This window comes from Rhizobium sp. ERR 942, assembly GCF_007828395.1.
Lineage (GTDB): Bacteria > Pseudomonadota > Alphaproteobacteria > Rhizobiales > Rhizobiaceae > Rhizobium > Rhizobium dioscoreae.
This window is the reverse complement of the sequence record NZ_VIUA01000001.1, coordinates 1,134,157-1,147,292: the sequence shown is the minus strand read 5'-3', so window position 1 is coordinate 1,147,292 and position 13,136 is coordinate 1,134,157. Positions and strand designations below refer to the sequence as shown.

The 13,136-nt window shown below is 59.4% G+C and carries 15 protein-coding genes; 6 read left to right on the top strand and 9 right to left on the bottom strand.

What is annotated here, in order from left to right; genetic code table 11:
• Window positions 1-114 precede the first annotated feature (114 nt).
• Window positions 115-1,113, top strand: coding sequence for an NAD(P)-dependent oxidoreductase (locus FBZ97_RS05745; RefSeq protein WP_348642352.1), 999 nt, complete (start codon window positions 115-117; stop codon window positions 1,111-1,113).
• Window positions 1,114-1,175: 62 nt separating this feature from the next.
• Here the strand turns inward: FBZ97_RS05745 and FBZ97_RS05740 are convergent, their stop codons facing one another.
• From FBZ97_RS05740 to FBZ97_RS05730, 3 genes are all read right to left on the bottom strand, one after another.
• Entirely contained in the window at window positions 1,176-1,664 is a 489-nt protein-coding gene (locus tag FBZ97_RS05740; protein ID WP_069613098.1) for an Lrp/AsnC family transcriptional regulator, read from the bottom strand.
• Between the two features lie 67 nt (window positions 1,665-1,731).
• Window positions 1,732-2,364, bottom strand: coding sequence for a uracil-DNA glycosylase family protein (locus FBZ97_RS05735; RefSeq protein ID WP_113390974.1), 633 nt, complete (start codon window positions 2,362-2,364; stop codon window positions 1,732-1,734).
• Window positions 2,361-2,930, bottom strand: coding sequence for a thermonuclease family protein (locus FBZ97_RS05730; protein ID WP_145317107.1), 570 nt, complete (start codon window positions 2,928-2,930; stop codon window positions 2,361-2,363). The genes FBZ97_RS05735 and FBZ97_RS05730 overlap by 4 nt, the downstream gene beginning before the upstream one ends.
• Window positions 2,931-3,053: 123 nt before the next feature.
• Between FBZ97_RS05730 and FBZ97_RS05725 the strand changes: the two genes are divergently transcribed.
• Entirely contained in the window at window positions 3,054-4,583 is a 1,530-nt protein-coding gene (locus FBZ97_RS05725; RefSeq protein WP_113354589.1) for a HAMP domain-containing sensor histidine kinase, read from the top strand.
• A gap of 117 nt (window positions 4,584-4,700) precedes the next feature.
• Here the strand turns inward: FBZ97_RS05725 and FBZ97_RS05720 are convergent, their stop codons facing one another.
• Both FBZ97_RS05720 and cobT read right to left on the bottom strand, forming a co-directional pair.
• Window positions 4,701-5,093: a diacylglycerol kinase gene (locus tag FBZ97_RS05720; RefSeq protein ID WP_092716218.1), complete on the bottom strand. Its 393-nt coding sequence runs from the start codon at window positions 5,091-5,093 to the stop codon at window positions 4,701-4,703.
• Between the two features lie 188 nt (window positions 5,094-5,281).
• Window positions 5,282-6,298 carry a nicotinate-nucleotide--dimethylbenzimidazole phosphoribosyltransferase gene (gene cobT / locus FBZ97_RS05715; RefSeq protein ID WP_145317105.1) on the bottom strand — a complete coding sequence of 339 codons (1,017 nt, stop codon included), beginning with the start codon at window positions 6,296-6,298 and terminating at the stop codon, window positions 5,282-5,284.
• Between the two features lie 127 nt (window positions 6,299-6,425).
• On the opposite strand from cobT, the gene FBZ97_RS05710 reads away from it, so the two are divergent.
• From FBZ97_RS05710 to FBZ97_RS05695, 4 genes are all read left to right on the top strand, one after another.
• Entirely contained in the window at window positions 6,426-7,202 is a 777-nt protein-coding gene (locus FBZ97_RS05710) for an adenosylcobinamide-GDP ribazoletransferase (RefSeq protein ID WP_145317103.1), read from the top strand.
• Window positions 7,203-7,221: 19 nt separating this feature from the next.
• On the top strand, window positions 7,222-7,443 hold the full coding sequence (locus tag FBZ97_RS05705; RefSeq protein ID WP_113354587.1) for a DUF1289 domain-containing protein: 222 nt from the start codon (window positions 7,222-7,224) through the stop codon (window positions 7,441-7,443).
• Window positions 7,440-8,141 carry a TIGR02281 family clan AA aspartic protease gene (locus tag FBZ97_RS05700; RefSeq protein ID WP_113354586.1) on the top strand — a complete coding sequence of 234 codons (702 nt, stop codon included), beginning with the start codon at window positions 7,440-7,442 and terminating at the stop codon, window positions 8,139-8,141. The genes FBZ97_RS05705 and FBZ97_RS05700 overlap by 4 nt, the downstream gene beginning before the upstream one ends.
• 94 nt (window positions 8,142-8,235) lie before the next feature.
• Complete coding sequence (locus tag FBZ97_RS05695; protein WP_145317101.1) at window positions 8,236-9,141, top strand: EamA family transporter; 906 nt, start codon at window positions 8,236-8,238, stop codon at window positions 9,139-9,141.
• 30 nt (window positions 9,142-9,171) lie between these two features.
• Here the strand turns inward: FBZ97_RS05695 and FBZ97_RS05690 are convergent, their stop codons facing one another.
• The 4 genes from FBZ97_RS05690 to FBZ97_RS05675 form a co-directional block, all read right to left on the bottom strand.
• Window positions 9,172-9,696: a GNAT family N-acetyltransferase gene (locus FBZ97_RS05690; protein WP_145317636.1), complete on the bottom strand. Its 525-nt coding sequence runs from the start codon at window positions 9,694-9,696 to the stop codon at window positions 9,172-9,174.
• 2 nt (window positions 9,697-9,698) lie between these two features.
• Window positions 9,699-11,030 carry a Mur ligase family protein gene (locus FBZ97_RS05685; RefSeq protein WP_145317099.1) on the bottom strand — a complete coding sequence of 444 codons (1,332 nt, stop codon included), beginning with the start codon at window positions 11,028-11,030 and terminating at the stop codon, window positions 9,699-9,701.
• Window positions 11,031-11,107: 77 nt separating this feature from the next.
• On the bottom strand, window positions 11,108-11,869 hold the full coding sequence (locus FBZ97_RS05680) for an ABC transporter permease (protein ID WP_113390981.1): 762 nt from the start codon (window positions 11,867-11,869) through the stop codon (window positions 11,108-11,110).
• Window positions 11,866-12,792, bottom strand: a complete 927-nt coding sequence (locus tag FBZ97_RS05675; RefSeq protein WP_113354582.1) for an ABC transporter ATP-binding protein — start codon at window positions 12,790-12,792, stop codon at window positions 11,866-11,868. Before FBZ97_RS05675 ends, FBZ97_RS05680 begins: the two co-directional genes overlap by 4 nt.
• Window positions 12,793-13,136: the final 344 nt, after the last annotated feature.

Below are 13,136 nucleotides of genomic sequence, written 5' to 3'. Positions count from 1 at the left end.
GCGCTTCCGCGGCCATCGGCTCGTTGTCGATGGCTTAAGATCGCAAATCCATAGATTATATCGACAAAGGAAATTATGAAAATTCGCAATGAAAGCGAAATTTCATTCTAATAAATGAACAAATTGGAAATGAGATTTCAAATCATATGCCATGGCGACAAGTTGCCCGACAAATCGGTCTTTCGTCTCTCTGGCCTTTCGGCTAAGCCTTCGAAACAAATTCGGTCACGGAGTTATGAAATGGCAAAGGTCTCGTTCATCGGCATGGGCGTCATGGGCTATCCCATGGCCGGACATTTGAAGGTCAAGGGTGGGCATGACGTCACCGTCTATAACCGCACCACCGCCAAGGCCGAGGAATGGGCCAAACAATATGACGGCAAGTTCGCCCCTACCCCAGCTCAGGCCGCTGAAGGTGCCGATTTCGTCTTCACCTGCGTCGGCAATGACGACGACCTGCGCTCGGTGACGACAGGCGAGAACGGCGTCCTTTCAACCATGAAGGCGGGCTCGGTGCTCATTGACAACACGACGGCGAGCGCTGAAGTCGCCCGCGAACTCTACGCCGCCGCAAAGGAAAAAGGCGTCGACTTCATCGACGCCCCGGTTTCCGGCGGACAGGCAGGCGCGGAAAACGGCGTGCTAACCGTCATGTGCGGCGGTGATGAAGCCGTGTTCGAAAAGGCCCGCCCCGTCATCGACGCCTATGCGCGCATGGTCGGCCTGATGGGACCTGTCGGCGCGGGACAACTGACCAAGATGATTAACCAGATCTGCATCGCAGGCATCGTTCAGGGTCTGGCAGAAGGCATTCACTTCGGCAAGCAGGCCGGCCTCGATATCGAGAAGGTCGTTGAGGTCATTTCCAAGGGTGCAGCCGGCTCCTGGCAGATGGAGAACCGACACAAGACCATGATTTCAGGCAAATATGATTTCGGCTTCGCAGTGGACTGGATGCGCAAGGATCTCAGCATCGTGCTCGAGGAAGCCCGCCGCAACAAAGCCAAGCTGCCGCTCACGGCCCTCGTCGATCAGTTCTACGGCGACGTCCAGGCGATGGGAGGCAATCGCTGGGATACCTCCTCGCTGCTCGCGCGCCTGGACAAGAAGTAAAGGGCCGCAGCGAAATCAGCGGCTTCTTCTGAGCGCCTCTTCAAAACGGCGCTCAGTTCATGTCAGTCCTCGTTGGACTTGGCATTTTCCAGCAGCATGTAATCGAGCGGCAGTTCCGTCGAGTACTTGATCTGCTCCATCGCGAAAGCCGAGGAGACGTCTCGGATTTCGATCTTGGCGATCATGCGCTTGTAGAAAGCGTCATAGGCAGCGATATCCGGAACGACGACGCGCAGAAGATAGTCGACATCGCCGCTCATGCGATAGAATTCCACCACTTCCGGGAAATCAGCGATCACTTCCGAAAAGCGCTTCAGCCATTCGATGGAGTGGCTGTTGGTGCGGATGGACACGAAAACCGTGACCTTCGTGTTGACCTTTTCCGGATCGAGCAAGGCCACGCGACGGCGAATGACGCCATCCTCTTCCATCTTCTGGATGCGGCGCCAGCAGGGCGTCGTCGAGAGACCGACCTTCTTGGCAAGATCGGCTACGGCCAGAGTGGAATCCTCCTGCAGCAGGCGCAGGATTTTGCGGTCAAGACGGTCCATTTAAAGCATCCCTTCGAATTATATTCTCTCTATAGCTTATTTTTAGCGATAGAAAAGAAACTTTTTCTCAAGGAAGCAGACTTTTCACACGTTGTTGCAAAACGGGAAGCAACTCGGCCTCGAACCAGGGGTTTCGTTTCAGCCAGCCGCTGTTGCGCCAACTTGGATGCGGCAATGGCAGGACGGACGGCGACCGGTTGGTTAGAAGGTAACGCCGCCACTGCGCGACCGTCTCGGTCATCGACCCCATGCGCTCTGCCCCAAGATGCCAGGCCTGAGCATATTGACCGATCGTCAGGATCAATTCGATCTGCGGCATCGCATCCATTGCCCGCTGCCGCCACAACGGCGCACACTCCTTGCGCGGCGGCAGATCGCTTCCCGCCTTGTCATAGCCCGGAAAGCAGAAGCCCATGCCCATTATGGCGAAATGGTCCGGATTGTAGAAACTCTCGCGATCCACGGCGAGCCACTGACGCAAACGGTCACCCGAGGCATCGTTGAATGGCAGGCCGCTCTCGTGAACGCGCAATCCCGGCGCCTGCCCTGCGATGAGTATCCGCGCAGTCGACGATAGTGTCGCAACCGGACGTGGCTCATGTGGCAGGCGATCCGCCTCGCCTTTCGCCGGTGTATCCCGACAGAGACGACAGGCCGCAATCGCGGAACGCAGGATCTGCAATTTGCTCTCCTGCTTCATGGGCTGCTCCATCCGACAAGCTGGCGTAAATAGCCGAACAATCCGGCAATCGGATCGTTGTCACCAGCCATACGCTCCTCGCGCCGATAGTCGCTCGGCCTCTCGAAATCACTGGCCCAAAGCCCGGCTTTCGCCTGCCGTGCGCTCCGTTCCTCGCTCGCATAGGCACCATAGGAAACCGCCATGCCGTTGCGAACCATCGCGGCGTTGATATCGAGATCGCCGGTGACGCATGTCACCAGCAGGCGACCATAGCGATCCCTCTCCCATCCCCGGCATTCGGGCGCTCCGGTCTTAATCATTGTGGCAAGCGCCTTGCGTGCTTCTTCGCCGCAGGCCCAATCCGCGCCACTGCGCTGGCAGTGCTGCCGATATTCGGGAGCATCGATGCCTTTCAGCCTCAAGCGTTCGCCGTTGGCGGAAAGCGTGTCGCCATCGACGACATAAAACTTGCCGTTTTGAACGATTTCCGGTCGATTGTTCATCTTCAACGCGAACAATGCAAGAATGACAAGCAGCGCGAAAGTGACCACGCCGTCACGAAACAGGCGGCGCGACCGCATCACGTTGTTGCCTCCTTTAAGAACAAATCCTTGGCGAAGATGGCAAACAAATCATTTCGGCGCAGCATCTTCTTAAGATTTGAAGGCTAGTGTGTAGCCTCAGGCAGGCCAAGTTTCAATGTAACCATGAGCACCGGCGTCAGCACATCGACAGATAAAAACATTGTCGACCGATCGCGCAGTCACCGTAACCGGGCTGTGTCGAAGGCCGTGCGGCAAACGCGCGAACGCCTGCAAAGCGGCCATAGCCGCAATTTCGACCGCGAACTGATGATGATGCACATCGACACCTTACGGCAGAGTGCTGCCGTCGTGCCGATCTTCGTTATCGTGGTCGCCGTCCTCGGCGTCTACCTCACACATGATGCCGGCATTCTCTTCTGGACCATTCCGATCCTGACGGCCCATGCTATCAACATGCTGATCGGACGGCGCGCCAAGAAGCAGGAAATGTCGGCCGAAAGCGCCAGAAAGTGGCGACAGCTGCTCTTGCTGGGGCAATTGCTCGTCGGCTTCTGCTGGGCGCTCTTCACGATGCAAAATTGTGCGACCTGCGGTGGCGACAGTTTTGCCTTCTACAAAGGGACGACGCTGCTTGCGGCGATCTGCATCACGGCCATGTCCAGCTTCATGTTGCCGCGGGCTGTTCCATTTTCCTTCGCACCGGCGACCGTCGCACTGGCCGTGGCCGCGATCCTCACGCGAAGACCCTCCGATATCGCCCTCACTGCGGCCATTTCGGTTGCCGTGATATTCTTCAGCTTCATCACCAACCGCATGTATCAATCGAACCTGAAGATCCTCTCCTTCCAATCGGAGAAGGACGATCTGATTGCCGAGCTGGAAGTCGCGAAGTCGATGTCGGATGAAGCGCGCCGGCGTGCCGAGGAAGCAAACCTTGCCAAATCGCGCTTTCTTGCTTCCATGTCGCATGAGCTTAGAACGCCGCTGAATGCGATCCTCGGCTTTTCCGAGGTCATGTCGGCGGAGGTCATGGGGCCGCTCAACAATCCGACCTATCGCGAATACACCAGTGATATTCATCGATCCGGCCAGCACCTGCTCAACCTGATCAACGAAATCCTCGATCTCTCGCGCATCGAGGCCGGCAAATACGAGCTGAACGAGGAAGCGATTTCCCTCCTCGATATTGCTGAGGATTGCATCGGCATGGTGCAGTTGCGCGCCCGCGCCAAAAACATTTCGATCTCATCGCAATTCGAAGCGCAGCTGCCCTCGGTCTGGGCCGATGAGAAATCGATGCGCCAGGTGATCCTTAATCTCCTGTCGAATGCGGTGAAATTCACGCCGCAAGGCGGCGAGATCAGCGTCAAGGTTGGCTGGACGGCCGGCGGCGGCGAATATGTCGCGATCAAGGACAACGGCCCGGGCATTCCCGAAGAGGAGATCCCGATCGTCCTGTCCGCCTTCGGCCAGGGCTCCATCGCCATCAAGAGCGCCGAACAGGGTACGGGCCTCGGCCTGCCGATCGTACAGGCCATTCTCGCCAAGCATGACGGTCAGTTCATGCTGAAATCAAAGCTGCGGGAAGGCACGGAGGTCATTGCCATATTGCCGCCCAAGCGCGTGCTGCAAAGCCTGCCGGCGGTCGAGGATGCGCCGCTCGCCGAACGACGCAAGAAGAGCTTCGCTTAAACGCGGCTCGGGTCCGCTAGACGCGCCAGCTTTTCACGGCATCTCTGAACCGTGCTATCTCTTTGTTGTCTTGCGATTCCGGACGGAAGACCGCTACGCACTTTTCCTGGAATTGCTTTAGCGAAACAGCAGATGGCTGCCGATGACATAAAGAAGGTAGATGCCGGACGCGACCAGCATGCAGAGAACGGCAAACGAGCCGAGGTCCTTGGCATGTTTGCCGACATTGGAAATCTCCGGCGAGATCCGGTCGATCACCTCTTCCACCGCCGTATTCATGGCCTCAACTGCGAAGACGGCGAGGAACAACACCATGGCGATGACAATCTCGCCGATGGTCGCGCCGACCGCAATCAACAGGATCAGTCCCACCCCGGCAAAAAGCAGCTCCTGGCGAAAGGCCGATTCCTGCAACAGCCGCTGAAATCCGCCCCAGGAGTAGCCTGCAGCGGCGAAAAAATGCCGAATTCCGGTCTCCTTGTTGACCGCAGATTTTGAAAACTCAGCCATTCGCGCTCCGCCCGTAGTGTCCCGGTTGCAATCTGGATGCCTTGCGAATACCGCCTCACCGTGGGCGAAGCAAGGCGACGCCGCTCGCCGCCTTCAAAATTCATTGCAGATTTATGACGAGAAACCGATCATCTACAGGAAATTGAGCGGCGAAACGCTTATTTCAACGTCTCGCCGCCGCCAAGTTTTCAGTGCTTGTTCGCAACCCCGGCGCTTTCGAAGGTCGCCATGCCCGAATGGCAGGCGGCTGCAGCCTTGACGATGCCGGCCGCCAGTGCAGCCCCCGTACCTTCGCCAAGCCGCATGCCGAGCGCCAGAAGCGGTGTCTTTCCGAGCTTCTCGATGGAGCGAAGATGACCTGGCTCGGCCGAGACGTGCCCGATCAGGCAATGGTCGAGCGCAGAGGGATTGGCGGCCTTGAGAATGGAAGCGGCAGCCGTCGCGACATAACCGTCAATGATAACAGGGATCCGCTCCATGCGTGCGGCGAGAATGGCGCCGGCCATCGCCGCGATCTCGCGGCCGCCGAGGCGGCGCAGGATTTCCAGCGGATCGTTGAGATGATCGCGATGCAGCGCCATCGCCTTCTCGACGGCAGCGATCTTGCGCTTCAGCATCTCACCTTCCGAGCCGGTGCCTGGGCCAACCCAGTCTTCGGCCTTGCCGCCATAGAGCGCGTAATGAATGGCCGCGGCGATCGTGGTGTTGCCGATGCCCATTTCGCCGATGCAGAGCAGGTCGGTACCGCCGGCAATCGCCTCCATGCCAAAGGCCATGGTCGCGGCACAGTCGCGCTCGCTCAATGCCGGTTCTTCGGTGATATCGCCTGTCGGAAAATCGAGGGCGAGGTCGAAGACCTTGAGGCCGAGATCGTAGGCAACGCAAATCTGGTTGATCGCGGCTCCGCCGGCTGCGAAGTTTTCCACCATCTGCTGGGTTACGGAAGGCGGAAACGGCGTAATTCCCTGCTTGGTGACGCCGTGATTGCCGGCAAAGATCGCCACCAGCGGCCGGGTCACGGCCGGCGCACGACCGGTCCAGGCGGCCAGCCAGAAAGCGATTTCCTCCAGTCTTCCAAGCGCGCCCGGCGGCTTGGTGAGCTGCGCATCACGTTCGCGCGCGGCCACGAGCGCCCGGGCATCCGGGCCTGGAAGGTCGCGCAGCAATGCGCGGAAATCGTCGAATGGGAGGCCGCTGACGCTCATGAATGCGTTCCTTGTCTTTTGGTCTCAAATCGGGTTCTTTGCGTGCGACTCTATTAGTCCTGGGAATCGGTGCGAACAACTCCAAAAGCGCCCGATGCTGTCGCGCGTATGGCGGGGAGAGGAAGAAATGCGGGAATATATGCGTGACATCGCGCGCGCCGTCGCTTTCTTGAGCCGCCTTCCCGTGCCGTCGTCCTTCTTCGAAGGCCATGACGGCAAGCTCTCGCGCGTTTCACGCGCTTTTCCCGTTGCTGGCTTGCTGATTGCCCTGCCCTCGGCGCTGACGTTCAGCGTGCTACTCGCCCTCAGCGCCGATCCGTTGATGGCCGCATTGCTGGCGCTTGCCGTGCAGACGATCCTGACCGGCGCCCTCCATGAAGACGGGCTCAGCGACACGGCGGACGGATTGGGCGGCGGCAAGGACCGCGAGCGCGCGCTCGAAATCATGAAGGATAGCCGCATCGGCACGTTTGGGGCGGCAGCGTTGATATTGTCGTTCGGATTGCGGGCGGCGGCACTTGCCGCTATCGCCCGGCATCTGCCGCCTGAGGACGCCGCTGTCGCAATTCTCGCCGCGGCCACCTTGAGCCGCGGTGCCATGGTCTGGCATTGGTACGCCCTGCCATCCGCGAAACCGGATGGGATCGCGGCATCGGCAGGCAAGCCGGATGGCGATGCCATGCAGCTGGCGCTGATTGCGACATTGGGCCTCGCGATACTGCTCGTCGGTCCCGCCATGGGCGTTCCGGCGTTGGTTGGCTGCCTTCTCACGACGAGCGTCGCGACATTTCTTGCCACAAGATATGTCCGTCAGAAAGTGACCGGCCATACGGGCGATACGATCGGCGCGACGCAGCAGATTTGCGAGATCGCTTCCCTCTGTACCCTTGCCATGTGCATTTGAAGCATCGATATATGATCCCATGCTGACACCTTGCATCCTCGTCTGTTCCATCGACCAGAATACCGGCTATTGCTTCGGCTGCGGCCGCACATCGGCCGAAATCGGCGCGTGGATGAGCTATAGCGACGACGAGCGCCGTCAGATCATGGAAGTGCTTCCGGAGCGTCTGACCAAGGTCGAGCGCAAGCCGCGCCGGGAGACTCGCCGCCAAAGGATGGCACGGGAGCGCAGCGCCGTATGAACCGCCTGAACATCGTTCTCGCCATTCTCGGCATCGGCCTCGCACTGCTCATCTTCAACAATAACACCGGCTCCACCTTCGGCATGCGCAACGACGACTTCGCCCGTGTCGTCTATCTCCTGCCGATCGCTCTGATGATGAGCGCCGCGGTGTGGGCGAGCCGGCATACGGTCAGCCAGTCGATCCGCAATCTGCTGATCTGGTTCGTCATCATCATGGCGCTCGCGACCGCCTATATCTATCGCTACGATGCCCAACAGGTCGGCAATCGCGTCTTCGCCGGCCTTATGCCCGGCCACGCCGTTGTCGTCACGACGAGCGAAGGCGGTCAGGAAGTCATCCTTCACAAGCGCTCGAACGGGCATTTCGAAGCACGGGTCATGATCAATGGCCAGCCGATCGACATGCTGATCGACACCGGCGCCAGCACCATCGCCTTATCGCAGGAGGACGCCGAGCGCGTCGGCATCATCCCGGAAAACCTCACCTATTCGCAGACAGTGTTGACCGCCAACGGCCGCGCCAGGGCGGCTCCCGTGGAACTCGGCTCTGTGGCAATCGGCCCGATCAAGCGCAGGGATGTCGAGGCGAGCGTGGCCGAAGCGGGCAAGCTCGATCAGAGCCTGCTCGGGATGAGCTTTCTCGAAACCCTGGGGTCGATGCAGATGCAAACCGACGAGCTTCGGCTGCGTGATTGATGAACCGAACGCGATAGTTCGGTTGGGAGCGAAGCATTCGCCGGTCTCTTCGCTCTAAAAGACGGCATGTCCAAACCCTATAAGAGTGAATACGATGACGCCGGCAAGACCTAACCTGACGACCGAACTGCTTCTCCTCCTCGCCCTCGCCACCTGCTGGGGTGCCTCCTACACCTTCATCCGCATCGGCGTAGCAACCATCCCGCCGATCACGCTGATCGCCGCCCGCACCTTGATCGCCGGCCTTGTTCTGCTTGCGATCATTCGCTGGCGTGGTCTGAATCTGCCGCGCGACGCCGCCACCTGGAAGCGCTTCCTCATTCAATCCTGCCTCAACAGCGCCATCCCTTTCACGCTGATCGCCTGGGCGGAACAGACTGTCGATGCCGGCCTTGCGACCATATTGAATTCCACGACGCCGATTTTCGCCTTTCTGATTGCCGCCTTCGTGTTGCGCAGCGAACCGTTGACCGGCCGCAAGCTTTTCGGCGTGATTGCTGGCATGGCCGGTATCTGCCTGATCATCGGCCTCGATGCGCTGCATGGAATGGGCCGCCAGCTGCTGCCGCAGCTCGCCGTCGTCGCGGCATCGATCTGCTATGCCTGCGCCGCGCTTTTCGGCCGAAACTTCAAGGGGCTGGACCCGATGATGCCGGCAGCCGGCTCGTTGCTTTGCGGTGCCGCTCTCCTGATCCCGGCAAGCCTGATTGTCGAACATCCCTGGCAGATTGCGCCGTCGACAGCCTCAATCCTGGCACTGCTCGGCCTGTCGGTCGTCTCCACCGCGCTTGCCTTCAGCATCTATTTCCGGCTTATCCAGACCCTCGGCTCGGTCGGCACGACGGCACAAGCCTATCTCCGCGTCCCGATCGGCGTCACCATCGGCGTCGTCTTCCTTGGCGAACCTCTGTCTCCGACCGCAGCCATAGGTCTTGTCTGTGTCGTGGCTGGCGTCATGGCCATGACCATCGCCCCACGCAAGCGGATCGCAGCCGGATGAAATCCCCGTTCATCGGCTTGCATGGGACAATTAGATCAGAACGGACAAGTCGTCCCATGCAAAAATGAAATTGTCGGAACGCCAGACCGGACCCGGATCCGTGTACCGACCGATCAATTGCCCTCCGAGCGCACGATAAAAGGCAATCGCCGATTCATTGCCGACGACCACACCTAGCGCCGCACCCGAATAGCCCATGGATAAAAGTTCCCGCACCAATTCTCGCATCAGACGACGGCCAAGTCCCTGGCGTTTGATGGAAGCATCGATATAGAGCGACTTAATCTCGCCTCGCCCCTCGAATATGGCATCGGACGGCGCGTTGATCGCACCGATACCGACAAGTCGCCCGCCCTGCTCGGCCAAAAGCACGCGCTGATCCCGACGGGGATTTGCGAGTATATCCGCCCACCGCACACGGCGGAAATCCTCGTCGAGAGCCTGATAAATCTCAGCAGACACCAGGTCGCGATAGGTGTCGCACCAGATCGCGCGATGCAGCCTCGCCATCTCGGCGACATCGCTGGCAAGAGCAGGCCTGATCGTAATTTCCATCGTCACCCTACACTCCCCTGGACAGTGCCGCGCAGAGCGCCGACAAGATAGAGCGAGCCCGTCACCAGGATCCAGCCGCCCACCTCCGCAGCTTTCGCGACGGCATGATGAAGCGCTTTCTGCGGGTTGGGCTCGGCTTCGCAGGCCATACCCATCGAGATCGCCAATGCCTCCAGCTCGCTCGCCGCATGGGCGCGGCCCGATCCGGACGCTTCTGTAAAGACCGCATGGGCCACATATCGCGAGAGCACGTTCAAGAAGGCGGGAGCATCCTTGTCGGATGCAAGTGCGACAACCGCGATGCAATCGCCGCTGACGCTGGACGAGCGCGTGATATCGCGCAGGACTGCTTCGATATTGAATGGCACATGCGCGCCATCCATGATGACGGGCAAGCTCTGTCGCCCGCTTCGAAGCGTGGGTGGTAGGGCAAGGTCGAAGCGCTCCATCCGTCCCGGCAGCCGCGCCTTGTCGATAACGGCCGGTTCGAGCAGCCACGCGCCGACCGGCTGCCCTTTTTTGCTCGCTGTCTGCACGCTCTCGCCTTGTCGTCCCAGATGATCGAACACAAGGCCGGCCAGCGAGATATTCGTCTCAGCAATCGTCGCATCTTCGGGAAGATCGGTTCGCAGGACCTGGCAGCCAAGCTCATCGGCACGCTGCTGCAAGACCTTTCCCGCGGCATCGTCGATAGCAAGCGTGGTGGCAAGCGTGGCGCCGGACTTCAATATGCCGACCTTCTCACCCGCGATCGCCTCGCGCGTGACCCCAAGAATTTCGGTATGCTCAAGGCCGATATTAGTCACGATCGCGACTTCGCCGAAGACCACATTCGTTGAATCCAGTCTGCCGCCTAGCCCGACCTCGATGACGGCCCAGTCCAAGCCGACCTCTTTGAACACAAGGAATGCAGCGGCCGTAATCACATCGAACCAGGTCGCGTCTTCACCGGCCGTCGTGGCCTGCTTCGCGCTCTCATAGCTGTCCAGAACCTGCATGATCGCCGCCGCCAGCGCATCATCCTCGACTTCCTGGCCAAGAATACTGACACGCTCGTTCACCCGGTCGACATGCGGCGATGCGTAGCGACCGACGCGCCAGCCGGCCCGCAGTAATCCCGCTTCGAGGAGCGCTGAAACCGATCCCTTGCCCTTGGTGCCGGCAACGTGGATGGCGCGAAAGCTGCGATGCGGATTGCCCAGGCGCTGCATGAGGTCGAGCATCGGCTCAAGACCGACCCGCATCTCCCCGCGCGGCTTGCGCTCCCAGTTGGTCAGCTGGTCGAGCCGGGAGAGTGCTTGGGGCAGCGAGGGATTGAGATGAGCCTGCGACATTGGATGCTTTCCTGGACCATTTTGTTGCGGCTGCAAAAGCCACAGGCCTTCTTAAGCCCGCCAGGCTAGCATCGCCATCAATTTCTCAAACGATATCCTGTCCGGAAAATCCATCCCAGGATGATCAGACAGACGACGAGGAAAAGCGTGATCATGGCAAGGCTCAAGCCAGGATTGACATCTGCGATGCCGTAGAAGCTCCAGCGGAAACCACTGACCAGATATAGGACCGGATTGAGATGGCTGACCGCCTGCCAGAAGGGCGGCAGCATGTTGATCGAATAGAAGCTGCCGCCGAGGAAGGTCAGCGGCGGCACGACCAGCATCGGGATGAGGTTCAGCTGCTCGAAGTTTCCGGCCCAGATGCCGATCATGAAGCCGAATAGGCTGAAGGTGACTGCCGTCAGCACGAAGAACAGGATCATCATGAACGGATGCTCAATCCTGATTTCGACGAAGAAACTTGCCGTGGCGAGAATGATCAGGCCAATCAGCATCCCCTTGGTCGCCGCCGCGCCCACATAACCGAGCACGATCTCGGTCATGGCGACAGGCGCCGACAGTACCTCGTAAATGGTACCGGTGAACTTGGGGAAGTAGATGCCGAAGGAGCCGTTGCTAATGCACTGCCCAAGCAAGGTCAGCATGATCAGGCCGGGCGTGATGAACGCCCCATAGGAAACGCCCTCGACCAGATTGATGCGCGAACCGATCGCGGCACCGAAGACGATGAAATAGAGCGATGTGGAAATGACTGGTGAGACGACGCTCTGCAGCAGAGTGCGGCGCGTGCGGGCCATTTCGAACGAATAGATAGACTTGATCGCTTCGAAGTTCATTTGCCTGTCTCCACCAGCGATACGAAAATATCCTCGAGCGAACTCTGGCGCGTCGAAAGATCCTTGAAGTGAATTCCCTCGGCAGCGAGTTTCGACAGCAGAGCCGCGATGCTCGACTGCTCGTGCTGTGCATCGAAATCATAAATGAGCGTCAGGCCGTTCGGCCCTAGCGAAAGCCCGTTGCCGTCGAGGGACTGCGGTACGGCGTGGAGCGGCTCGTTCAGATCGAGAATGAGCTGCTTGCGGCCCAGCTTGGCCATCAGTGCCTTCTTCTCCTCCACAAGCAGCAGCTCGCCGCCATTGATGACGCCGACGCGATCGGCAGCCTCCTCGGCCTCTTCGATGTAATGCGTCGTCAAAATGATGGTCACGCCGGATGCGCGCAGGCGCTCGACCACATGCCACATGTCCTTGCGCAACGTCACGTCAACACCGGCCGTCGGCTCGTCGAGGAAGAGGATCTCCGGCTCATGCGACAGCGCCTTGGCGATGAGCACGCGCCGCTTCATGCCGCCGGAAAGCTGGCGAAGCATGTTGTCTTTCTTCTCCCAGAGCGAGAGATCGCGCAAGATCCTCTCGATATATTCGGGGTTCGGCTTCTTGCCGTGAAGCCCGCGCGAGAAACTTACCGTATTCCAGACGGTTTCGAACTGATCGGTGGTCAACTCCTGCGGCACGAGACCGATGAGGCTGCGCGTGGCGCGGAAATCGCGCACGACGTCATAACCGCCCACGGTCACAGACCCACCGCTTGGATTGGCAATCCCGCAGACGATGGAAATCAGCGTCGTCTTGCCCGCGCCATTCGGCCCCAGCAGCGCCAGGATTTCGCCCCGCTCGATATCGAGATCAATGCCCTTCAGCGCCTGGAATCCGTTGGCATAGGTTTTCGTAAGATTGCGTATGGAAATGATCGCAGCCATAGTCAGGCAAAGTCCGGCTTTTGTGATGAATTTCGCGGCGTTTGCCCGCTATATAGCCGGTCTTGGGCTTTTACCACCCCACGGTAGTGAAACACAGCGTTCGTCTAAGCGGAATAAGCTGTCATCAAATCGTGACCTTCGTCGGGCATATAGCTCCTTAGGTGAGCAACGTTTGTCGCAACTCCGCCCAACGCCTCTTGGCGACACCGTCAGCGCCTGTTGTATTGGCCGATTTATTGCCTTCGCATTCATATTGCGTGCATCATCATTGCAACATGAAGTTCTTTTCTGGAGCCGGCGAGGATTCCCCGTCGTTGCCATGCTCCGCTCAAGCCGGCTCAGCC

Coding starts and splice junctions, on each gene's coding strand:
- FBZ97_RS05745 (WP_348642352.1), top strand. CDS start 115: ATGAACAAATTGGAAATGAGATTTCAAATCATATGCCATGGCGACAAG.
- cobT (WP_145317105.1), bottom strand. CDS start 6,298: ATGAGCGTCAGCGGCCTCCCATTCGACGATTTCCGCGCATTGCTGCGC.
- FBZ97_RS05675 (WP_113354582.1), bottom strand. CDS start 12,792: ATGGCTGCGATCATTTCCATACGCAATCTTACGAAAACCTATGCCAAC.
- FBZ97_RS05705 (WP_113354587.1), top strand. CDS start 7,222: ATGCTGACACCTTGCATCCTCGTCTGTTCCATCGACCAGAATACCGGC.
- FBZ97_RS05685 (WP_145317099.1), bottom strand. CDS start 11,030: ATGTCGCAGGCTCATCTCAATCCCTCGCTGCCCCAAGCACTCTCCCGG.
- FBZ97_RS05690 (WP_145317636.1), bottom strand. CDS start 9,696: ATGGAAATTACGATCAGGCCTGCTCTTGCCAGCGATGTCGCCGAGATG.
- FBZ97_RS05680 (WP_113390981.1), bottom strand. CDS start 11,869: ATGAACTTCGAAGCGATCAAGTCTATCTATTCGTTCGAAATGGCCCGC.
- FBZ97_RS05710 (WP_145317103.1), top strand. CDS start 6,426: ATGCGGGAATATATGCGTGACATCGCGCGCGCCGTCGCTTTCTTGAGC.
- FBZ97_RS05725 (WP_113354589.1), top strand. CDS start 3,054: ATGAGCACCGGCGTCAGCACATCGACAGATAAAAACATTGTCGACCGA.
- FBZ97_RS05720 (WP_092716218.1), bottom strand. CDS start 5,093: ATGGCTGAGTTTTCAAAATCTGCGGTCAACAAGGAGACCGGAATTCGG.
- FBZ97_RS05695 (WP_145317101.1), top strand. CDS start 8,236: ATGACGCCGGCAAGACCTAACCTGACGACCGAACTGCTTCTCCTCCTC.
- FBZ97_RS05735 (WP_113390974.1), bottom strand. CDS start 2,364: ATGAAGCAGGAGAGCAAATTGCAGATCCTGCGTTCCGCGATTGCGGCC.
- FBZ97_RS05740 (WP_069613098.1), bottom strand. CDS start 1,664: ATGGACCGTCTTGACCGCAAAATCCTGCGCCTGCTGCAGGAGGATTCC.
- FBZ97_RS05700 (WP_113354586.1), top strand. CDS start 7,440: ATGAACCGCCTGAACATCGTTCTCGCCATTCTCGGCATCGGCCTCGCA.